The organism is Marinobacter sp. (assembly GCF_048259445.1).
Classification (GTDB): domain Bacteria; phylum Pseudomonadota; class Gammaproteobacteria; order Pseudomonadales; family Oleiphilaceae; genus Marinobacter.
In genome coordinates, this window is sequence record NZ_JBLXHQ010000003.1 from 255,823 (window position 1) to 277,660 (window position 21,838).

Genomic DNA, 21,838 nt, shown 5'->3' on the forward strand with positions numbered 1-21,838 from the left:
AGCCAGCCTCAGGCGCTCACTGGCACACGGGCAATCAGGCGCTCGATAACAGTGTCGGCTGTCACGCCTTCAGCCTCGGCTTCAAAGGTAAGCAGGATACGGTGCCGCAGTACATCGAAGGCTACCGCGCGCACATCATCGGGCGTTACATAGTCCCGACCGTCAAGCCAGGCAATAGCGCGGGCACAGCGATCAAGGGCAATGGTGCCTCGCGGACTGGCACCAAAAGCCGTCCAGCGTGCCAGCTCGGGGTCGAGAGCGCCCGGATCCCTTGTTGCCAGCACCAGGGCCAGCAGATACTGCTCAACGGGCTCGGCCATGAAAATGTCCGCAACTTCTGTCCTGGCTTCAAATACCTGATCGGCAGTCAGGCGAACATCAGTGGCAGGCTGGCCCTGACGATAATCGCTTCGGGCGAGGTGAAGAATGGCCTGCTCGGCCTGCGCAGATGGATAACCGATCACCACATGCATCAGGAAGCGATCAAGCTGGGCCTCGGGAAGAGGGTAAGTTCCTTCCTGTTCAATAGGGTTCTGGGTAGCCATCACCATGAACAGACGATCAAGCGGGAAGGTGCGCATGCCTACGCTGACCTGGCGCTCACCCATGGCCTCCAGCAGGGCAGATTGCACCTTGGCCGGTGCCCGGTTGATTTCGTCTGCCAGCACCAGGTTGTGGAAAATCGGCCCGCGCTGGAATTCGAACAGCCCTGTCTCGGCGCGGTAAATTTCACTGCCGGTTACGTCTGATGGCAGCAAATCGGGAGTGAACTGGATTCGATGAAAATCACCGGTCAGATGATCGGCCAGGGCCTTTATGGCTGTGGTTTTGGCCAGTCCCGGTGCACCTTCCACCAATAGGTGTCCATCGGCAAGTAGTGCAATGAGAAGACGGTCAACCAGTCTCTCCTGCCCGATAATCCTTTTCGCTAACTGTGTTCGTAACTCACCAAACGTATGCTGTAAAGACATTGGAAACGATTGCTCTCGTGGGTAAGTAGTTGCCGCAGTTTTGGTGTCTGGCCGGCAAAAATCAAGGGTTTGACTATGCTTATCTCACGATATCCCTATTACGTTTATTTCACACTATTTGAGGTCGCCCATGAATGCGCTGACTGTGGCCAGCAAAGATCAGTTTTTTGAACTTTTGGCTGAAGAGTTTTCCAGGAAAATCGCCAAGGCCGAAGCCCGGAAAATCAGCGAGTTTGTAAAGCAGCATTATGCCCACATTCCTCTTGACGAACTCATCAGTCGACGGCTTTCTGATACCTACGGTGCAGCACTTGCAGCCTGGCAGTTTCTGCAGAAACGCAGCGCCGAGGAAACACCTGTTGCCGTGTTCAACCCGGACCTGGAGAGCGATGGCTGGCAGTCCACGCATACCGTGGTCTTCATTTTGCACCCGAACATTCCTTTTCTGATTGATTCTCTGCGCATCGCTGTTAACCAGCGGGAAATCGGAACGCACTCGATCCAGCACTCAATACTTCAGGTAGAGCGTGACAATACCGGTAAGCTCAAAAAACTGCTGGCGACCAAAAAAAGCGATTCTGCCTCTGCCTATGAAGCCTTCATTGTTCTGGAAATCGACAGGCACAGCAGCCCGGAGGATCTGAAAGATCTGGAGCAGGCGTTGCAAACCGTTTTGCACGAGGTGCGCATCGCAGTTTCGGATTTCCCGGTTGTTACCGATAAAGTCAGTGAAATCATCAAAGAACTGGATAACACCACTGCCGGGATCAGCAGCGAGCAAAAGGAAGAGGCGCAGGCCTTCCTGAGCTGGCTGCTGCAGGATCATTTCACCTTTCTCGGCTACGACGAGTACGACTTTGCCAGCGACAAGTCGGGCATGGTGGTTCGCCGTGTGGAAAATTCCGAGCTGGGCATTCTCCGCGTAAACAATGAACGGCCAGACCGGGTGCGCCTTAATGAGCTGCCACAGCGCACACGTCAGGAGATGACGCGGGTTGATGATATTTTCATTTTCGCCAAATCTGCACAGCGTTCCCGGGTTCATCGCCCTGCATACCCGGATTACATTGCCGTCAAGAAGTTCAACAAGAAGGGCGAAGTGGTTGGTGAACGCCGTTTCCTCGGCCTGTACACGGCTCGGGCCTACAATGAGCGCCCCGACGAGATTCCACTGCTCAAGCGCAAGTTCCAGAAAGTCATGAAAAGCTCCGGCTTTCTGCGTGCGGATTACGCGGGCAAGGAGCTGGAACAGATTCTCACGCTTTACCCCCGCGACGAACTGTTCCAGATCGCCGATGATGAGTTGCTGGATGTGGCGAAAAGTATCCTGTACATACAGGAGCGACGCCGCATTGAGCTGTTTATGCGCGAAGATGTTTACGGCCAGTTTGTTACCTGTCTCGCGTTTTTCCCGAGGGATATCTACAACACCGAGCTTCGTTTAAAGGTGGAGCAAGTGCTTCTGGACCGGCTGGAAGCTGAAGATATCGAGTTTGTTACACATTTTTCGGAGTCTGTACTGGCCCGGGTCCAGTTCACCATCCGTGTACGCCAGGTTGAAAACCGCAAGTTGCCGATTGCTGAAATCCGGGAAAAAGTCATCGAGATGGCTCAGTCGTGGCGCGACGGTCTTGCCAGCGCCCTGAGCGAGACCTACGGTGAAGAGGAAGGTAATGAGCTTTATCGGCTCTGGGCCGCAGGTTTCCCTGCGAGCTACACAGAGATGTTCTCTGCGCGCCGGGCGGCTATTGATCTCGAGCACATTTCGGCGGCTTCGACTCGCCAAGACCTGACAATGAGCTTCTACCGGGCGTTGGAAGAAGATGAAAGCACGTTGCATTTCAAATTGTTCTATCCCGATGGGCAGTTGCCGCTCTCTGATGTGATGCCTATCTTTGACAATCTCGGTTTCCGCGTTCTGGGGGAACATCCGTTTGAAGTAACCGACCGCAACAACAAAACCGTTTGGATACATGATTTCACCCTCTACGCCTACAGCGGCAAGGTCGTGGATATCCACCAGATCCGGCCGATTTTCGAGGAGCTGTTCCATCGGGTGTGGTACGGCGAAGCGGAAAATGACGCCTTTAACCGCATGCTGGTTACTTCCTACATGAGCTGGCGGGAAATTGCGCTGTTACGGACCTATGCCCGCTATATGCGTCAGATTCGCTTTTCCAACAGCCAGACATTTATCTCCAATACTCTGGTGAATCACGTTGAGCTCACCAGGATTTTGCTGGAGTACTTTGAGGTACGTTTCAATCCGGACCGTTTTCAGAGTGCTGGCAAAAGCCAGGCCGCCCAGCAGAAACTGGAAATCGAATTCAATGCGGGGCTGGAAGAGGTGGAAAACCTCAGTGAAGACCGTGTGCTTCGCCTCTACCTGGAATTGATGCAGGCTACTCTGCGCACTAACTACTATCAGCACGATGAAGCTGGCGGACCCAAACCTTATATCAGCGTGAAGTTTGATCCTTCCGGAATTCCGGATATGCCGCTGCCGCTGCCGGTATACGAAATATTTGTGTATTCGCCCCGTGTTGAGGGTGTTCATCTGCGGGGTGGCAAGGTTGCCCGGGGCGGCCTGCGTTGGTCAGATCGCTTTGAGGACTATCGCACCGAGGTTCTGGGCCTTGTGAAGGCCCAGCAGGTCAAGAACGCGGTAATCGTTCCTGTCGGGGCAAAAGGTGGCTTTGTTGCCAAACGACTGCCGGACTCCTCAGACCGCGAAGCGTTTCAGGCTGAAGGCATCGCCGCCTACAAGACGTTTATCCGGGGCCTGCTCGACATTACCGATAACCTGGTAGATGCCGGCATTCAGCCGCCCGAGCGTGTTGTTCGCCATGATTCGGATGATCACTATCTGGTTGTTGCGGCAGATAAAGGCACGGCGACATTTTCGGATATCGCCAATGGTTTGGCAGCAGAATACAACTTCTGGATGGGCGACGCTTTTGCCTCCGGCGGCAGTAATGGCTACGACCACAAAAAGATGGGCATTACTGCACGGGGCGCCTGGGTCTCTGTTGAGCGACACTTCCGTGAGTTGGGTGTTAACCCGGCGGAGGACGAGTTTACGGCTATCGGCATTGGCGATATGGCAGGGGACGTGTTCGGGAACGGCCTGCTGAGCTCTGAGAAAACCCGCCTGGTGGCAGCGTTCAATCACATCCACATCTTTGTGGACCCATCACCGGATGCGGCCAGGAGCTACAAGGAACGCAAACGGCTGTTCGAGAAGCCTCGCTCGGCCTGGACCGATTACGATACCAAGCTGATATCCAAAGGCGGCGGCGTATTCAACCGTAACACGAAATCCATACCGGTGAGCCCGGAAATCAAGAAGTTGCTGGGTATCAATTCTGACCGGGTACCTCCGAACATGCTGATTTCGCACATCCTGAAAGCTCAGGTTGATCTGCTCTGGATTGGCGGTATCGGCACATACATCAAAGGCAGCAGCGAATCCCACAGTGATGTGGGAGACAAGGCCAACGATGGTCTGCGCATCAATGGCGGAGAGCTGCGCTGCAAGATTGTAGGTGAGGGCGGTAATCTGGGTATGACCCAGTTGGGGCGCATTGACTATGCCCTGAAGGGCGGACGGTTGAATACCGACTTCATTGACAACTCTGGCGGTGTTGATTGCTCGGACCATGAAGTCAATATGAAGATTCTGCTCAATCGCGCGGTTGCAATGGGAGATCTGACCTCCAAGCAACGCAATGTCATGTTGGAAGAAATGACAGATGACGTGGCTGCGCTTGTGCTCAAGAACAACTACCGTCAAACCCAGGCCATCAGTATTGCCAACGAGGATGCCGCAACGCGCCTTGAGGAATATCGCAGACTGATGAATACCTTTGAAAGCGAAGGCAAGCTAAACAGGTCTCTGGAATTCCTGCCGGATGATGAAACCTTGTCTGAGCGCAAGTTGAACAAGAAAGGGCTGACCCGGCCTGAGCTGTCGGTTCTCATTTCCTATGTCAAAGGCGACCTTAAACAGACTCTGATCGACAGCAGCCTGCCGGACAATCCACTGCTTGCCCGTGAAATGTACAAAGTGTTCCCTCGTGATCTGACTCAGAAGTTCTCGAAAGAGCTCGGTGAGCATCAGCTGCGGAGGGAGATTATTGCCACGCAGATTGCCAACGATATGGTTAACCATATGGGCATTACCTTTGTGGAGCGACTGCACCAGTCCACAGGTGCAGATGCCGCATCTATTGCGCTGGCCTGGCTGATCACACGGGATGTCTTCCGGATTGATAACTGGTGGGACAAGATTGAAGATCTCGACTTCCATATTCCGGCGCAGCTGCAGATGGAGTTGATGCGAGACCTTATGCGCCTGATGCGCCGCTCTGTGCGGTGGTTGCTGCGTAATCGCCGGGCAGAGCTGAGCATTCAGAGCCATATGGAGCGTTTTGCTGACAGTGTCTGGGCGATCACCTCAGGCTTGCGGGAGTATTTGGGTGACCAGGCCCGCACTGATTGGGAAAAACGCAATGAAGCGCTGACTGGAGTCGGGCTGCCGGCGGAGCTGGCCTCTGTTGCGTCCGGGACAGGATATCTGTATTCGTCGCTGGGTATTATTGAAGCTCAGGAAGCTTCGGGCATGCCGCTGAAAACCGTAGCCAATCTTTATTATGAGCTCGGTGACCGTCTTGATCTGAACTGGTTTGCCTCCGCGATTGCCAGGCTTACGCCAGCATCGCATTGGCAGGCTCTGGCGCGGGAGAGCTTCCGTGAGGATCTGGACTGGCAACAACGCGCTCTGACCAGCGGCGTACTCAATCTGGCCACGAAGCCAGAAGATGTGCCGGCCTGCGTCGAGGGGTGGCTGCAGCGTCACGATCACATGATCGAACGTTGGAAAACCATGCTGCTCGAGCTCAAGAGTGTAAGAGAACCGGAATACGCCATGTTCTCGGTTGCATTACGGGAGCTGCTGGATCTGGCGCAGAGTACGCTGCATCAACCCCACAGTGACAGCCCGTCTGAAACGTCTTCATGACCTGATTCAGACAAACTGAGTATTGCGTTAACGCCGTGATTCCCGTTCAATCGTGACCGGGAATCACGAATTGGAGACTTTTAATGGGTCAACTTGACCATCTTCTTGAAAAAAACAGGGCCTGGGCTGAGGGTATCAAGGCCGAGGATCCGCAGTTTTTTCATCGCCTGTCTAATCAGCAAGCGCCGGAATACCTCTGGATTGGCTGTGCGGACAGCCGTGTGCCGGCGAACCAGATTGTGGATATGCCCCCGGGCGAGCTCTTTGTGCACCGTAACGTTGCTAACGTAGTGGTTCACACAGATTTCAACTGCCTGTCCGTTTTGCAATTCGCCATCGAGGTGCTGAAAGTCAAGCATGTTCTTGTTGTTGGTCATTATGGCTGCGGTGGTATCAGAACTGCTCTGCGCAATGAGGGTTTTGGCCTGATCAGTAACTGGCTGAGGCATGTACAGGATGTTCGGGATCGCCATCAGTCCGTGCTGAGTGTCTGTAACAATGAACTTGACAAGGCTGATCGGCTTTGCGAGCTGAATGTTATTGAGCAGGTGGGGCATGTGTGTCAGAACAGCATTGTTCAGGAAGCATGGAAGCGTGGCCAGCGCTTGAATGTTCACGGTTTCGTATATGACCTGGCAGACGGCATACTCCGGGACATGGGCTTGTCGGTTTCCGGAGCTGAAGACTGGGAGCAGATCAAGCAGAACAGTCTGGATGAGCTGGTATTGCGCCCTGTTCGTTCTGGTCGTCAGAAAAAAGTCTAGTCTTCACCGCAATACGGCGCTTTCCAATCCTTACAGGTGTTATCTGGCCAATCCATGCAGAGTATAACTGGCTCCGGCTTACCTAATTCCCATCAGGCGCTGCTTAGAAACCAGCACCTGTTGTCCGGCCGGCTGGCTTTGTTGGGTGTCGCATCGGCGTACCTGCTGCCAGAACTTCCTTTTAGCGGCCTTGCCATGAGTGAGCACGCGGGTGTTTTTCGTGCGTTGGCTCAGCATGAAAAGTGGCAGGCCTGCTTTGGTTATGATGACCCGGTGCTGGCTGATAACAGCTTCGACAGCGTGGTGGTATTTTTGCCCAAAGCCCGCGCCGAGCTGGAAATGCGCCTGGCACTGGCGCTCTCGCTGGCGTCTGAGGGTGCCCGATTGGTGCTGGTCGGCGAAAAAAAGGAAGGTATTGCGGGCGCCATCAAACAGCTTAGATCGGTTGCCCCGCAGGCCTTCAAGGTCGACAGCGCACGCCATTGCCAGGTCTGGTGTGCAGAAGCGATTGAGCCTGCACCCGGGTTCCGGGTTGAGGCCTGGCTGGGCTGGAGCAGAATCGAGTGTTCGGGGATATCCGTCGACGTTGCCGGCCTGCCGGGCATCTTCAGCCAGGATGGCCTGGACAATGGAACCCGGATGTTGCTGGAAACTCTTGCAGAGCAACCGGTTCGCGCTGACCGGTTGCTGGATTTTGCCTGTGGTGCGGGCGTTATCGGTGCCTGGATTCAGGCGCACCAGCGCGCGCAGGAAAAGCCCGTTGCCAGCGTTGACGGTGTGGATGTCCAGTCTCAGGCGGTTATCTGTGCGCGGGAAACCTACCGGCGTGCGAACTCAGCCGGAACGATTTTCGCGTCTGACGGCCTCGCTGGTATTGACGGCTCCTGGCCAGCAATTATCAGCAATCCCCCCTTTCATACCGGTGTGAAAACCGATACATCCATGACGGAGCAGTTTCTTCAGGACGTGAAGCGCCATTTGCAGCCGGGTGGCGAGTTGCGATTAGTGGCAAACAGTTTTCTGCCTTATGAGGCTCTGATCAAACGCTACATAGGGCGCGTTGAGCGTGTTAGAGAAGACGGGCGTTTTACTGTTTACCGCTCATTCAGAGGCCAATAACGAAAAAAGCCCCTGGGGTAGAGGGGCAAAAGGTTCGCTTCCGGAAAAAACGGAGCTAACCGCGAAAGTGTTTAAGAACAGCCCTCCTCAAGAAGACCTTCTTAAAGTGAACAGGGTTAACGATAGGGTTATTTTTTAGAGTAATCAGCCTAAAATGGCATCTTTAAAGTGAAATCCCCTCTGGATGCCCGATATGACAACCGCTGTGCTGGATTTTCCCTGTGGTAGCCTTGTTCTTAGCCGTCCCGGTACAGACGATCCGAGCTTGCGTGCCTGGAATGCTGCGGACGAACTGATCTTGCAGGATGCATGTAGCCGTCTGAAAGCGGCGCCAGACGCCCGGGTACTGGTTGTGGATGACCAGTACGGCGCATTGACGCTGGCGTTGTCCCGGTTTGCACCGGATGTGGTCGCTGATGGAGCTCAGCTAAGCGGTGCACTGATAGTGAATGCGCGGCAGAACCCGGGCTGTGCGGCACCAGAGCAGGTATACAGTTGGCTGCAGCCGCCTGACAAGTCTTATGATCTGATTCTCCTGAAAATTCCTCGCGAAGCCGACTATCTTGCGTGGCTCCTGCGCTGGGCTAATGGTGCGATCAAGCCCGGTGGGACAATACTGGCGGCAGGGATGATCAAACACCTGCCAGATCGCAGTGTGGACGTTTTTGCCGCAGCTTTGGAGGTTCAGAGCGTGAGCCGCGCCGTAAAAAAGGCTCGCATGATGACCTGTGGCCGCGGTGAGGCGACGCTTAAAGGCTGGGCCGGCACGTGGAAGGGCTACGAACTGGAAAGCAGACTAAAAGGCGGAGAGCTTCGCGTCGCCGCCATGCCCGCAGTGTTTGCGCGGGAAAAGCTGGATATCGGCACCCGGTTGATGCTGCCGCACCTGAAGCCCACCCTGAAGCCCTGCCATGCGGGTGCCCGGGTGCTGGATTTGGCTTGCGGCAACGGTGTGCTTGGTTTGAGCGCTTTGGCAATGCGGCCCGATATTGAGGTGATTTTCAGCGATGTGTCCAGCCAGGCTGTTCTGAGTGCCCGCAGCAACACTGAGGCAGCGTTTCCCGGTGCCAGGGCCTTGTTCCTGCATGCGGACGGGATTGCCGCAGGCAATGGGCCGTTTGACCGAATACTGTTAAATCCACCGTTCCACGAAGGGGGTGTGGTAGGTGACCATATCGCTCTGCGGCTGTTTGAGCAGGCGTCGCAGAATCTGACTGAGACCGGTCGCCTGGTTATGGTGGGCAACCGGCATCTTGGTTATCACCGAAGCTTGCGGCGTTTCTTTCCGCACGTCCGTCAGCTGGACTCTGATCCCAGGTTTGTCGTCTTCGAAGCCTGGCTGTCATAACCCAGTCGCGCCAGCGTATCCACGATGGTTTGCGTCTGGCTGTCGATTTCGATATTAACCTTCATACCCTCTTCAATTGCACCAAAGGTGGTGGCTCTCAACGTTTCTGGGATCAGGTGAACGTTGAACCGGTTACCATCCACTTCACCAATCGTCAGGCTCGCTCCATTGATCGCAATGTAGCCTTTGGCAAAGATGTAGCGAGCCCAGTCGCCTGGCACTTCAAACCATATAGTCACATTGTTTTCGGGCCGCAGTATTTCAACCACGGTTGCGGTTGTGTGAATGTGTCCCGACAGCAAATGGCCACCAATTTCATCGCCAATCCGCGCTGCCCGTTCAAAATTGATGTTGTGTCCGGACTCCAGGGCGCCAAGCGTTGTCAGCCTCAAGGTTTCCTGCATGGCATCGAAAAACAGTGTGTTGCCGGTTTGGCGGGTAACGGTAAGGCAGGTGCCATTGATCGCTACCGATGCGCCAATGTTCACGCCTTCTGCGTTGTTATCCGGCAAGCGGATTGCAAACGTACTCAATCCGGTTGCAGCGGTAACATCTTCAACAACGGCAATACCCTGAACAATACCGGTGAACATAAGGTGGCCTCTATAGCGGGAAAAAACGGATGGAAAGGATAACGAGCAAGGTTGCCGTTGCCAAGTTCGGCTGCGGGAAATGCAAACGGAAAGATCATAATTCAAGATCCTGGCAAGCCTGCCGATACATTTCTTAACAGATTCTTTTATAGAGATTCCATAACGCACTGGATATTCCGTCATGGCTCAGAATCAGAATGCTGCAGAAACTCTAACGGGTGCCGCGCAGGGTGCTGTATTGCGCCCCGGGCGGTCGGCTGACCCTGTCCCTGCCGGTGCAAAGCCAGATGGAAATCAGGAAAACACGATTGCCCCGGCCCCCGCCCCGCAAACAGAGGTGCCTGCGAATACAGGAAGCAGATTGGCCGGGGAGGTTGAAGCACAGAGCGCCGATCCGGTTCAGGCCGAATCCCGCCAGCGAACGCTGAGGCTGATGCTGCGTCAGTGTGATCGCGTGTTGCTGATGGATTTTGACTTGCTGGCAATGAACGACTGGCCCGATAACTTCAGCGTTGCATCTGCCCGGCGAAGTCGCGACCTGTTGATATTCAGTGCGCTGGTGGCTGCCATTATATTTCTGAGCGGGCTGACAGGTTTTGTGCCTGCCTGGGTTGCGGGAGGCGGGTTTGGTGCCTTTGTCATTATCCTGTTGCTGGGTGTTCCTGCCGTTCGTCGGATTTACACGTCGGAGCCGTCCTATCTTGATTTACTGATCAGGCGACAGCGTATGATGCGTGATGCCCGGAAACACGCTGAGCACCTGGAGGGTAAAGAGGGGCTGATCTGGCAGTGTGCCCGCATGGCAGACTTTAATCCCGCCCTGAAAAATACCCGGTTCAGCAGGCTTTTGCGTTTGTCCGAGCAGAAAGCTTTACCCCGTGCGCTGTCCCGGCGTGAGCATGTCAGGGTTTATCTGATTTATCTTCTTGAAGCGGAAAAGGCCTATGGTCGGGTTCAGGCAGCTTTTTTCGAAGGTAATCAGAATGCCATCGACCGCGGCTGGCAGAAGGCGGTTGCGGAGCCGGAGGAGAGAACTTGACATAAATGTGCTTCAAACGTATGTTTCAAACAGACGTTTGCTAGAGGCACTGAAAATAAAATGGCCCAGTCAGATACTGTTGACAGAATTCTTGATGCCGCAGAAGAATTGTTCGCTGAGCGTGGTTTTTCAGAGACTTCATTGCGGATGATTACCAGCAAGGCCAGAGTAAACCTGGCCGCCGTTAATTACCACTTTGGTTCCAAAAACGCCCTGATCCATGCGGTCTTCGGCCGTTTTCTGACGCCGTTTTCAGCGACGCTTGAAAACGCATTTGATGAGCTGGAAGCTCGTTGTGAAGGCACACCCCCAACATTGAACCAGACTCTGTGGGCTCTCACTGAGAGTGCCGTTCGCATGCCTCAGCGAAATGAAAAGGGTATTTCGATTTTTATGCGGCTGCTTGGGCTGGCATACACCCAGTCACAAGGGCATTTACGCAAGTTTCTCGAGCAGGAGTACAGCCAGCCTTTCAGTCGCTTCATGCGGCTTTTGAAGGGAGCCACGCCACAGCTTTCTGCCGTAGATCGTTACTGGCGCATTCAGTTCATGCTGGGCGCTACGGCGTTCACCATGTCCAGCAGCGATGCCCTGCAGGATATTCTGCGTAATAAACTGGGCGTAGAAACCACGGTGCAGGAAATTGCCGCTCGGCTAGTGCCCTTCCTTGCAGCCGGCATGCAGGCGCAGGATGCAATGCTTGTTCCTTCCGCACCCATCAAGATCCCGGTTGCCTGACTTGCACCCTCTCGGTTAGGCTTCCCCCTCTGTCCCGGAGGGAGCCCGACCCGTTTTGAACCAACGCAACCGCAGTGCCTGTTCAATCGACATCAGCCTGGATGACCAGAGCCTGTCTGTGCTCGATGTCAGCGGGGGCGTCATTGTGCGCTATCCAGTGTCTACTGCGCTTAATGGCGCGGGTGAGCTGGATGGCAGTGGTTGTACACCCAGAGGTGAACACTACATCCGCGCCATGGTGGGTTCCGGGCTCCCAGCCAATACCGTTTTTCGTGCTCGCCGTCCCACCGGCGAGATCTACAGTCCGGAACTTGCGGCCAGGCACCCCGGCCGCGACTGGATCCTGAGTCGCATCCTCTGGCTTTGCGGTCTGGAATCGGGGAAAAATCGTGGCGCGGGTGTCGATACCTTCCGTCGTTTCATATATATACATGGTACTCCTGATACAGAACCCATGGGGCTGGCCCTTTCGCATGGGTGCATTCGTATGCGTAATGCCGATGTGATAGAGCTGTTCAAGTGCGTCCGGTCGGGTATGCCGGTTATGATCCGTTGAAACCAGATTGATAACAGTGATTAGAGGATTCCGATGATTGGCGAAATGATGTCCACGCTGAACGGCTGGATCGAGAACTTTGGGGTGCTTTCTGAGGCCTGGCGCGTGAGTATCGTGGTATTCGCGTTGGTGTTCGGCACTGCTACGATAGCCTACATTGCCAGCCATGTTATCGGCGCTCTGGAGCGTAAGTTTTCGAAAACCAGCAACATCTGGGATGACTCGCTGCTTCATGCCACCCGTGCTCCGGTTGTGGCGTTTGTCTGGCTTCAGGGGGTTTATTGGGCCGCTGAAGTCGCGCACCATTATTCATCGGCAGAGATCTTCAAAGCTAACGAGACGGTGCTTCAGGTAGGTTTCATTTTTATCTTTGTCTGGGCCGTGCTCAGGATGATCAAAGAAGTGGAGAGTATTCTCGTCTCCCCCGTAAAAATGAAAAAGCCGATGGATTACACCACCGTCAATGCTATCAGCAAACTTTCCAGAGCGGTGGTGCTTATTACGGCCGTGCTGATCAGCTTGCAGTCGCTGGGTTATAGTCTTTCGGGCGTGCTTGCCTTTGGTGGTGTGGGTGGTATCGCTGTGGGTTTTGCGGCCAAGGACCTGCTGGCCAACTTTTTCGGTGGCTTTATTATTCATCTGGATCGGCCGTTCAAAGTCGGGGACTGGATCCGCTCACCAGATCGCAATATTGAGGGAACCGTGGAGCAGATTGGATGGAGGCTTACGACTATCCGGACGTTTGATAAGCGCCCTCTCTATGTTCCCAATGCCACGTTTACAACCATCGCAGTAGAAAACCCTTCGCGCATGACCAACCGGCGCATCTCCGAGACCATCGGCATCCGTTACGCGGATGTCAGTGAGATGGCAACCATTGTTGCAGACATCCGCTCAATGCTTGAAAAGCACGAGGATATTGATAGCAATCAGACGCTGATTGTGAATTTTCTGGCCTTCAATCACTCATCGCTGGATATCATGGTTTACGCGTTCACCAAGACCACCCAGTGGGTTCGGTTTCACGAGGTGAAGCAGGATGTGCTTCTGAAAATCAGCGACGTTATTGTCGGCCACGGCGGCGAGGTAGCCTTCCCGACACAAACCTTGCATATCAGCGATGATAGCCAGCTTCCCGAGCGGGAAAACACGCGCGGCAAGCAAGCCGGAGATGAAAAGGAAGGTGATAAAAAGCAGGCGTCGCGCAGCAAAGACGGCGCGGCCAAACGCCAACGTAGCCGCCGTCATGACACCCAGGCGGGTGACGAAGGTGAGCAGTCCCTCGACGCGGGATATGGAGAAGAGGATGGAGATTGATGTCTGAGACCAGCGGTGCCGTTGGAATTATTGGTGGTACAGGCCTGACGACTCTCTCGGGCCTGGAGATTTCAGGAAAGCGAACCCTGGAGACGCCATGGGGTGCTCCGTCGTCCGAGTTGACTGAAGGGCGCCTCGATGGCCAGCCTGTTATATTCCTGTCCCGGCATGGCAACCCCCATAGAATACCGCCTCATGAGGTGAACTATCGGGCGAACATCAAGGCGCTTTACGACGCTGGCGTGCGCACGGTAATCGGCGTGAATGCGGTGGGCGGGATACATCCGGATATGGGGCCCGCCTGCGTTGTGGTCCCGGATCAGATTATTGATTACACTTGGGGGCGGGCGGCTACTTTTTTTGAAGGCGAGTTGGAAAAGGTGACCCACATTGATTTTACCTGGCCTTACGACCAGGAAGCCCGGCACATTCTGGTGCAGGCCGCAGCAGATCAAAAGGTCGCGTTTGCCGGGTTTGGAGTTTATGGCGCAACCCAGGGCCCGAGACTGGAAACAGCGGCGGAAATACGACGTATGGAGCGGGACGGCTGTGATCTGGTGGGGATGACCGGAATGCCGGAGGCTGCTTTGGCTGCTGAGCTGGGCATGCGGTACGTGTGCCTTGGCCTGGTGGTGAACCGTGCTGCCGGGAAGTCAGACCATATAATTACCATGGAAGAAATCGAATTGGCCATCGAGCAGGGAATGTCTGGTGTGAGACGAATCCTTGAAGTCTCGATGGCCGGTTTGGGAGCCCTTACTGATTTGCCTCAACCTTCCTGAAGAACACAAGAACGCCGATGGTGGGGGAATCCAGAAAGTGAATTTCCTCGCTCCGCATCCTGCGGGTTTCGCGGATCCAGGTGAGTAGCTCCAGCGGTACCTCGGGCTGAAGCGTCAACTCTGCGCCTGTTGCCGGGGTAGTGGCAGAAGTGGTTCCCGGCGCCTGACCAGCGTCGCCCTGAGTTGTCGGCGAAGCCGTAACTTTTGCTTCCTGCCAATGATTGAGATGGACGGCGACATGCAGGTAGCGTTGCCGATCAATAGTGATATTTCCTTCAATCTCTCTCTGGCCTGTCTGCGCCAGCCAGTCTCCGATTTCGACGCGCAGCGGCTGCCCCTTGTAGTCAGGCGGGAAAGCTTCGTACCAGCCTGCGGACATAAGCACTCGATAACGTCCGCTTGCTTCAAGGCGGTTTGCCGCACTCCCCAGGTGAAGCTCGTTGCGAGGTGCGAGTTTAAGCGATGAAATCACGTTGCCGTCACCGGTTACACTGTAAAGATCCTTGCTGGTCTCTGCCGGCGCTGACACTTTACGGTTAACCATCCGCTCATTAACTGCGCCCGGATCTATTATGCGCTCCAGAATCACGAACTCCGCCCGGTAATAGTCTTCGGGCGTTTGTTGCGCATGGCCCGCCATGGCGGTTGTGAGCAAAAAAGCCGTCAGTAGTGTGCGTGCCAATAGCCGGCACAAGCGATTACCATCAGTCTGCAAGAGGTTGCTCCAGTTAATTCAAGCCCTTTCTCAGGCGGTAGCGGCACTTGGTGCAGGCACCAGTTCGCCCAGCATTCCGGAAATGCTGTCGAGTTTACCATTGGTTGAGCTGTCCTTCAGCCGAAAACGAAAGCTGTTTGCACCCTCAAGCCGGTATGTGTCTGGTGAAGATTGCATTTTCTTAACCAGTATCAGTGGATCTACCGGTGTGGAGCTGCCGAACTCAAGACGAGCCCATTCCTTGCCAGCGTCTACTTTTACTATGCCCAGGGCTTCTGCCTTGAGCCGGAGCTCGGTCTGTCGAACCAGGTTTTTTGCCGGCTCCGGTAATAATCCGAAGCGATCAATCATCTCAACCTGAAGTTCTTTTAATGCCTCGCGGTTGCTGACGCTGGCAATGCGCTTATAAAGCATCAGCCGGTTGTGAACGTCTGGCAGATAATCTTCTGGAATCAGTGCCGGTATCCGAAGGTTCATTTCTGTGCCATGGCTGAGGGGCAGCTCTGCATTGGGTGTACGACCTTCGCGAATGGCTTTGACCGCTTCATCGAGTAATTGCATATACAGAGTAAAGCCGATGCTTTCTATCTGGCCGCTCTGTTCGTCGCCCAGCAACTCGCCGGCACCGCGAATCTCAAGGTCGTGGGTTGCCAGCATAAAGCCGGCACCGAGTTCCTGGGCTTCGGAAATGGCTTCGAGTCGTTTTTTGGCATCCGCAGAAATGGCTTTCGGTGGCGGTGTCAGCAGGTATGCGTAGGCCTGGTGGTGTGAGCGGCCAACGCGGCCGCGCAGCTGATGCAACTGGGCCAGGCCGAATTTGTCAGCGCGTTCAATAATGATGGTGTTGGCGCTCGGGATATCGATGCCGGTTTCGATGATGGTGGTGCACACCAGCACGTTGAAACGCTTGTGGTAGAAATCCGACATGATCTGTTCGAGCTGTCTCTCACGCATCTGACCATGAGCTACGCCCACACGAGCTTCCGGGACCAGACGCCGCAGATCCTCGGCAGTTTTTTCGATGCTCGCCACATCGTTGTGCAGGACATACACCTGGCCGCCACGCAAAACCTCACGCAGGATGGCTTCTTTTACCATCGCATCGTCGCGCTGCCGCACAAAGGTTTTCACCGATAGGCGTCGGGCAGGGGGAGTGGCAATGATGGACAGATCTCTCAGGTGTCCCATGGCCATGTTGAGGGTTCTTGGAATGGGGGTCGCTGTCAGGTTCAGCATGTCTACTTCAGCGCGCAAGGCCTTGAGTTTTTCCTTCTGCCCGACACCGAATCGGTGCTCCTCATCGATGATGACAAGCCCCAGGTTTTTGAACCGGATATCGCCCTGAAGCAGCTTGTGGGTGCCAATGACGATATCGGCTTTACCGCTTCCAATGGCCTCCATTGCTTTAGAGGTCTGGCTTGAGCTACGAAAACGGCTGAGCAGCTCGATATTTACCGGCGTATCCGAGAAGCGATCGCGGAAGGATTCATAGTGTTGCTGCGCCAGAAGCGTTGTTGGCACAAGCACCGCAACCTGCTTTCCTGACCAGGTTGCCAGGAAGGCCGCGCGCATGGCAACTTCGGTCTTGCCGAAGCCGACATCGCCGCATACCAGCCTGTCCATGGGCTTCTCGTTGGTCATGTCTTCGAAAACGGCCTGAATAGCAATTTGCTGGTCCGGCGTCTCCTCAAACGGGAATCCGGCAGCAAAGGCCCGGTAGGCTTCTTTCGGGTCTTCAAAGGCAAATCCTTTGCGAGCCTCGCGGCGGGCGTAGACATCAAGCAGTTCGGCCGCAGTATCGCGAATCTTTTCCAGGGCTTTTTGCTTGGCGTTGCTCCAGCGCTCGGTGCCCAGCTTGTGCAGTGGCGCATGCTCTGCATCTGTGCCGGCGTAGCGCGAAATCAGGTGCAGGCTGGAGACTGGCACATACAGTTTTGAACCACCGGCGTATTCGAGCATCAGGAATTCACTGGATTCGCCTTCAACGGTAATGGTTTCCAGACCGAGATAGCGCCCGACGCCGTGGTCGATATGCACAACAGGTGCGCCGATTCGCAGCTCGGACAGGTCGCGATAACCGTCATCATTTGCTTCGGTGGGTTTCTCACGCCGGCGTCGCTGCAGTACCCGTTCGCCAAACAGGGCGGTTTCAGTAATCAGGGCCAGGTTGTGCTCTGGCAGCACCAGTCCCTGTTCCATGGGCGCGATGGTGATACCCAGAGTGCAGCTGTCATCGGCCAGAAAGTCGTTCCAGTTTTCGAAACCCCGCAGCTGTAGCTGGTGCTCCCCCAGATTTTCGATCAGGGCTTCGCGCCGACCCGAGGATTCGGCGCAAATCAGTATCCGCCCGTCAAACGTCGTTATGAAGCGCTTCAGCTGGCCCGCAGGGTCGGCGGCCCTTGCGTTCATTGCGATATCCGGCAGCGCTTCACTGGCGCAGTTCACCGTGCCGGCGCCTTCTGCCGGCCCGGGCGTTGTGGTTACCCGGGGGAAGGCCTTGAGGTGGCCAAAAAGCTCATCCTGCTGCAAAAAAAGGCTTGCGGGTGGAAGAATCGGCCGCATCCTGTCGTGCCGACGGTCTTCGTGGCGGTTACGGGTTTCTACATCGAAGTGGCTGACCGCCTCGTTCAGGCCTTCGGCAGTAAAGACGTGAGTGGTGTCCGGCAGATAATCAAACAGGGTTGCGGTCTGGTCGAAGAACAGTGGCAGATAATATTCGATGCCAGGCGGCGTAATCCCCTGGGTGACGTCCTGATAGATGGGCGCATCTTTATCCGCGTTTGGAAACTGCTCGAACCAGCGGCCCCGGAAGCCCGAGCGAGCCTCCTTGTGCCATGGGAATTCATACGCAGGGAGAAGTTCAATGCGCTCAATCCGGTCGATGGAGCGTTGGGTTTCCGGATCGAAAGTGCGCAGTGTTTCAACTTCGTTATCAAACAGGTCGATCCGGTAGGGCAGGTTGGAGCCCATGGGGAATATGTCGAGTATGGAGCCGCGAACGGCGTACTCGCCGTGTTCATAAACGTTTTCAGCGTGACGGTAACCTGCGGTTGCCAGCTGCATGCGCCAGTTGTCGATGTCCAGAGACTGACCGGTTTCCAGCAGCAGAGTGTTGCCTTGAAGGTAGTTTACCGGGGGAAGCCGGTGCATCAGAGTACGGGCAGGGACGACGATCACGCCATGGCGGATGCCGGGCAGGCGATGCAAGGTACGAATACGCCTTGAGGTTATATCCTGATGCGGTGAAAACAAATCGTAGGGCAGTGTTTCCCAATCTGGCAGTGACAGTAACTCCAGGCCGCCCTCCGCGGTCGTGGCACCATCTTCTTCTGGTGGCAGGCCAAGGAAAAAACGCATGGACTGCTCCAGCCGTATTGCGTCGGCAGTACTGCGGGTAATCACCAGAGTCAGCCCTTTGTGGGCCCGGGCGCTTTCACAGATGGCCAGAGCATCACTGCTGCCATGCAATTGCCCCCAGGTACGGTGATCGGCCTGTTTCGCAGGAAATTGCGGCGCAATCAGCGTTTGCAATGAAGCGGAAGTCGGGGCACCTTGATTCATGGGCAGTTGTTTTCTCCAGCAGTGGGTCTTGGCGAGTTTGTGGGAGCCGGTGAGGCCGCTATTCTAACGCCCACAGATGGCGGTGTCATGGCGGCAAATGTACGACGTCCGTGCCAGTTCGTATTTGCCGTAAGCCGGTTTAAGTTGGATAATGCTCCACCTTAATTATTCCACGTGCGAAACACAGGGGTCCCTACCGTGAGTCACGAACAGATGAACCAGTGCCTGTCCAACTGGATGGACAGAGAATCCACTGCGGAGGCTATGATTCCGCTGATCGGCCGTCTTTACCGGAAAAATAACGTTGTTACTTCCGTGTACGGCCGCGCGATCATCAACCAGTCGGTTATCGACATTATCCGCGCCCACAGATTTGTGCGTCAGGTGGAGCACAGTGAGTTGTCCGTTCACGATACCCTGCCGATTCTGCAGGCTATGGACAAGATGGACCTTGGGCGTGCCCACGTTGACATCGGGAAGCTGGCGGTAAAATTCAAGGAAGAAGGCGGTGATCTGACGGAGTTTCTCAATGGAGAAATCGGACCGGTGGTTGGCCAGTATTCTTCCCAGTCAGAAGAAGACGCCAGCAACGGTACCAAAGATGTCGTGCTCTATGGCTTTGGACGCATCGGGCGCCTGCTGGCGCGTATCCTGATTGAAAAGGCAGGTGGTGGCAATAATCTCCGCTTGCGGGCCATTGTGGTTCGTCACGGTGGCGCAGAAAGCGATCTGGAAAAGCGTGCCAGCCTGCTGCGTCGTGATTCGGTGCATGGCCCTTTCGACGGCACCATTCGCGTAGACGAGAAAGAGTCGGCGCTGATTGCCAACGGCAACTTCATCAAGGTGATCTACTCAGACGGTCCCGACAAGGTAGATTACACCCAGTACGGCATCGACAACGCTATTGTGATCGACAATACGGGTAAATGGCGTGACGAAGAGGGCCTGGGCCTGCATCTTAAATCCAAGGGTGTCAGCCGGGTCCTGCTTACAGCACCGGGCAAGGGTGATATCAAAAATATTGTTTACGGTATCAACAACGACTGGATTACGGATGCAGACAGAATTCTGTCGGCGGCTTCCTGTACTACCAACGCCATTACACCGGTGCTCAAGGCGATTTACGACGAGTACGGTATTGAAGACGGCCACGTTGAAACAGTGCACTCTTACACTAACGACCAGAACCTGATCGACAACTACCACAAGGGCAGCCGTCGTGGCCGAAGCGCCGCGCTTAACATGGTAATTACCGAGACGGGGGCAGCCAAGGCCGTTTCCAAGGCTCTGCCCGAGCTGAAGGGCAAGCTTACCGGGAATGCTATCCGGGTGCCTACTCCGAACGTTTCAATGGCGATTCTGAACCTCAACCTGAAGAAAGAGGTTGATGTAGAAAGCGTCAATGACTACCTGCGCGAGATGGCGTTGCACTCGGAGTTGCAGAAGCAGATCGATTTCGTGAACTCTCCAGAGGTGGTGTCTACAGATTTTGTAGGCTCCCGTCATGCCGGCATTGTTGACGCCCAGGCGACAATTGCTGCGGGCAAGCGCCTGATTCTTTACGTGTGGTACGACAACGAGTTCGGGTACAGCGCGCAGGTAATTCGCGTTGTAAATCAGATGGCTGGTATCAACTACCCCGTCTTCCCGAAACGCGCACGCGACTGAGATTGATGCGCCAGAACTGGCGCGGGCAACTCCAGAAACCCGGCGCTGGAAGGCGTCGGGTTTTTTGTTGACAGTGGCAGGCCGCTGCGGGATTACGTTCCGGTACAAACCTGTTCTCGTTTCAGGTGGAAATAGCTTGCCTTAGACACTATAATTGGCGCGATTTTGGGTATGTCTGTCCCCCCGTTTCTCGACTGTTTCTGGGCCGCAGGGGGCGGGCGATACAAATGCATAGAATAGTTTCTGATGATTGGATGAGGCTAATGATCAAGATCAAAAAAGGCCTGGATCTTCCCATCAGCGGCGCTCCTGAACAGACCATCACAGACGGCAAGCCGGTTCGCCACGTGGCGTTAATCGGTTTTGACTACATCGGCATGAAGCCGACGATGGCTGTAAAAGAAGGGGACCGTGTCAAGCGCGGTACGCTGCTGTTCACGGACAAGAAGACCGAAGGCGTTCGTTTTACATCACCTGCCGCTGGCGTGGTGAAAGAAATTAACCGCGGTGAGCGTCGGGTTTTCCAGTCAATCGTCATCGAAATCGATGGTGATGACGCTGAGACCTTCGCCCGCTTCAATGAGTCAGACCTTGCTGGTCTGGAGCGTCAACAGGTGGTTGATAACCTGGTTGAGTCTGGTCTTTGGACGGCTCTCAAGACCCGCCCTTACAGCAAAACCCCGGCAATCGACTCGGCTCCGCATTCCATTTTTGTTTCCGTTATGGATACCAACCCGCTGGCAGCTGATCCCACTCTGGTGATTGCTGAGAACGCAGTAGCGTTCGAGAACGGCCTGACCATTCTTGGCCGGCTCACAGCTGGCAAGGTCTTCGTAACCGGTCGGCCTGGCTCGAACGTGTCCGTTCCGAAAGCCGATAATATCGAAGTTCAGCAGTTTGATGGCTTGCATCCCGCCGGAAACGTTGGCACGCACATCCATCATCTTGATCCGGTATCTGTCTCAAAGAGCGTCTGGACGATCAACTACCAGGACGTGATTGATATAGGGCAGCTGTTTACAACCGGCGAGCTGAATGTTGGTCGGATTGTTGCGCTTGGTGGCCCGAAGGCTCTGAAGCCGCGTCTGGTCCGCACCCGCCTGGGCGCAAGCCTGGCCGAGCTCCTCGACGGCGAAGTCGCCACAGATTGTGATGTACGGGCGATTTCAGGTTCTGTATTTGGCGGTCGCCGTGGCGAGGGCCCCTGCGCCTATCTCGGACGTTTTGCCAATCAGGTGTCTTTGCTCGAAGAGGGCAACAAGCGCCACTTTATGGGTTGGCTGTCGCCAGGTATCAACAAATTCTCTGTTCTGAACATTTATCTGTCCAAGCTTTCCGGCAGCAAACTGTTCAACTTCACGACCACCACCAACGGTAGTGAAAGAGCGATGGTGCCTGTCGGTGCCTATGAGAAAGTGATGCCTCTGGACATCCTGCCTACCCAGTTGCTGCGTGCCCTGATTGTCGGTGATACCGAAATGGCTCAGAAGCTCGGCGCTCTGGAACTGGATGAAGAAGATCTGGCGCTGTGCACCTTCGTGTGCCCGGGTAAATATGAATACGGTCCGATTCTCCGCGAGAACCTGACCCGAATCGAGATCGAGGGCTAATACGATGGCTATCAGACAGTTTCTCGATGGAATCGAG

At 55.1% G+C, this 21,838-nt stretch carries 15 protein-coding genes; 11 read left to right on the plus strand and 4 right to left on the minus strand.

All coding sequences use genetic code 11. From position 1 onward, the window contains the following. Positions 1-8: 8 nt before the first annotated feature. Entirely contained in the window at positions 9-971 is a 963-nt protein-coding gene (locus tag ACN0RL_RS03935) for an AAA family ATPase (protein WP_417513902.1), read from the minus strand. A 130-nt stretch (positions 972-1,101) separates the two neighbouring features. On the opposite strand from ACN0RL_RS03935, the gene ACN0RL_RS03940 reads away from it, so the two are divergent. The 4 genes from ACN0RL_RS03940 (at position 1,102) to ACN0RL_RS03955 (ending at position 9,222) form a co-directional block, all read left to right on the plus strand. After that, on the plus strand, positions 1,102-5,991 hold the full coding sequence (locus tag ACN0RL_RS03940; RefSeq protein ID WP_417513904.1) for an NAD-glutamate dehydrogenase: 4,890 nt from the start codon (positions 1,102-1,104) through the stop codon (positions 5,989-5,991). 83 nt (positions 5,992-6,074) lie between these two features. Continuing rightward, the gene (gene can / locus ACN0RL_RS03945; RefSeq protein ID WP_417513906.1) at positions 6,075-6,755 is read left to right on the plus strand and encodes a carbonate dehydratase; all 681 of its coding nucleotides are present in this window, start codon (positions 6,075-6,077) and stop codon (positions 6,753-6,755) included. A 54-nt stretch (positions 6,756-6,809) separates the two neighbouring features. Beyond that, a complete protein-coding gene (locus tag ACN0RL_RS03950) occupies positions 6,810-7,874 on the plus strand; it encodes a methyltransferase (RefSeq protein ID WP_417513908.1) in 1,065 nt (354 codons plus the stop codon). Positions 7,875-8,067: 193 nt separating this feature from the next. After that, a complete protein-coding gene (locus ACN0RL_RS03955) occupies positions 8,068-9,222 on the plus strand; it encodes a class I SAM-dependent methyltransferase (protein ID WP_417513910.1) in 1,155 nt (384 codons plus the stop codon). On the opposite strand, the gene ACN0RL_RS03960 is transcribed toward ACN0RL_RS03955, so the two are convergent. Continuing rightward, positions 9,171-9,815, minus strand: a complete 645-nt coding sequence (locus ACN0RL_RS03960; RefSeq protein ID WP_417513912.1) for a riboflavin synthase subunit alpha — start codon at positions 9,813-9,815, stop codon at positions 9,171-9,173. The genes ACN0RL_RS03955 and ACN0RL_RS03960 overlap by 52 nt on opposite strands. 181 nt (positions 9,816-9,996) lie before the next feature. On the opposite strand from ACN0RL_RS03960, the gene ACN0RL_RS03965 reads away from it, so the two are divergent. The 5 genes from ACN0RL_RS03965 to ACN0RL_RS03985 all read left to right on the plus strand — a co-directional run bounded on the left by ACN0RL_RS03965 (position 9,997) and on the right by ACN0RL_RS03985 (position 14,247). Beyond that, positions 9,997-10,854, plus strand: a complete 858-nt coding sequence (locus ACN0RL_RS03965; protein WP_417513914.1) for a hypothetical protein — start codon at positions 9,997-9,999, stop codon at positions 10,852-10,854. A gap of 60 nt (positions 10,855-10,914) precedes the next feature. Then, complete coding sequence (locus ACN0RL_RS03970; protein WP_417513916.1) at positions 10,915-11,592, plus strand: TetR/AcrR family transcriptional regulator; 678 nt, start codon at positions 10,915-10,917, stop codon at positions 11,590-11,592. A gap of 91 nt (positions 11,593-11,683) precedes the next feature. Then, a complete protein-coding gene (locus ACN0RL_RS03975) occupies positions 11,684-12,148 on the plus strand; it encodes a L,D-transpeptidase family protein (RefSeq protein WP_417513944.1) in 465 nt (154 codons plus the stop codon). A 33-nt stretch (positions 12,149-12,181) separates the two neighbouring features. Continuing rightward, on the plus strand, positions 12,182-13,465 hold the full coding sequence (locus ACN0RL_RS03980; RefSeq protein WP_417513918.1) for a mechanosensitive ion channel family protein: 1,284 nt from the start codon (positions 12,182-12,184) through the stop codon (positions 13,463-13,465). Continuing rightward, positions 13,465-14,247, plus strand: a complete 783-nt coding sequence (locus ACN0RL_RS03985) for an S-methyl-5'-thioinosine phosphorylase (protein ID WP_417513920.1) — start codon at positions 13,465-13,467, stop codon at positions 14,245-14,247. The genes ACN0RL_RS03980 and ACN0RL_RS03985 overlap by 1 nt, the downstream gene beginning before the upstream one ends. Here ACN0RL_RS03985 and ACN0RL_RS03990 read toward each other — a convergent pair. Further along, complete coding sequence (locus ACN0RL_RS03990) at positions 14,222-14,962, minus strand: CsiV family protein (RefSeq protein ID WP_417513922.1); 741 nt, start codon at positions 14,960-14,962, stop codon at positions 14,222-14,224. The genes ACN0RL_RS03985 and ACN0RL_RS03990 overlap by 26 nt on opposite strands. Before the next feature lie 30 nt (positions 14,963-14,992). Further along, complete coding sequence (gene mfd, locus ACN0RL_RS03995; protein WP_417513924.1) at positions 14,993-18,523, minus strand: transcription-repair coupling factor; 3,531 nt, start codon at positions 18,521-18,523, stop codon at positions 14,993-14,995. Between the two features lie 213 nt (positions 18,524-18,736). On the opposite strand from mfd, the gene ACN0RL_RS04000 reads away from it, so the two are divergent. Continuing rightward, entirely contained in the window at positions 18,737-20,191 is a 1,455-nt protein-coding gene (locus ACN0RL_RS04000) for a glyceraldehyde-3-phosphate dehydrogenase (protein WP_417513946.1), read from the plus strand. Positions 20,192-20,454: 263 nt separating this feature from the next. Next, on the plus strand, positions 20,455-21,801 hold the full coding sequence (locus ACN0RL_RS04005; RefSeq protein WP_417513926.1) for a Na(+)-translocating NADH-quinone reductase subunit A: 1,347 nt from the start codon (positions 20,455-20,457) through the stop codon (positions 21,799-21,801). Positions 21,802-21,838 lie beyond the last annotated feature (37 nt).

Coding starts and splice junctions, on each gene's coding strand:
- ACN0RL_RS03935 (WP_417513902.1), bottom strand. CDS start 971: ATGTCTTTACAGCATACGTTTGGTGAGTTACGAACACAGTTAGCGAAA.
- ACN0RL_RS03940 (WP_417513904.1), top strand. CDS start 1,102: ATGAATGCGCTGACTGTGGCCAGCAAAGATCAGTTTTTTGAACTTTTG.
- can (WP_417513906.1), top strand. CDS start 6,075: ATGGGTCAACTTGACCATCTTCTTGAAAAAAACAGGGCCTGGGCTGAG.
- ACN0RL_RS03950 (WP_417513908.1), top strand. CDS start 6,810: ATGCAGAGTATAACTGGCTCCGGCTTACCTAATTCCCATCAGGCGCTG.
- ACN0RL_RS03955 (WP_417513910.1), top strand. CDS start 8,068: ATGACAACCGCTGTGCTGGATTTTCCCTGTGGTAGCCTTGTTCTTAGC.
- ACN0RL_RS03960 (WP_417513912.1), bottom strand. CDS start 9,815: ATGTTCACCGGTATTGTTCAGGGTATTGCCGTTGTTGAAGATGTTACC.
- ACN0RL_RS03965 (WP_417513914.1), top strand. CDS start 9,997: ATGGCTCAGAATCAGAATGCTGCAGAAACTCTAACGGGTGCCGCGCAG.
- ACN0RL_RS03970 (WP_417513916.1), top strand. CDS start 10,915: ATGGCCCAGTCAGATACTGTTGACAGAATTCTTGATGCCGCAGAAGAA.
- ACN0RL_RS03980 (WP_417513918.1), top strand. CDS start 12,182: ATGATTGGCGAAATGATGTCCACGCTGAACGGCTGGATCGAGAACTTT.
- ACN0RL_RS03985 (WP_417513920.1), top strand. CDS start 13,465: ATGTCTGAGACCAGCGGTGCCGTTGGAATTATTGGTGGTACAGGCCTG.
- mfd (WP_417513924.1), bottom strand. CDS start 18,523: ATGAATCAAGGTGCCCCGACTTCCGCTTCATTGCAAACGCTGATTGCG.
- ACN0RL_RS04000 (WP_417513946.1), top strand. CDS start 18,737: ATGAACCAGTGCCTGTCCAACTGGATGGACAGAGAATCCACTGCGGAG.
- ACN0RL_RS04005 (WP_417513926.1), top strand. CDS start 20,455: ATGATCAAGATCAAAAAAGGCCTGGATCTTCCCATCAGCGGCGCTCCT.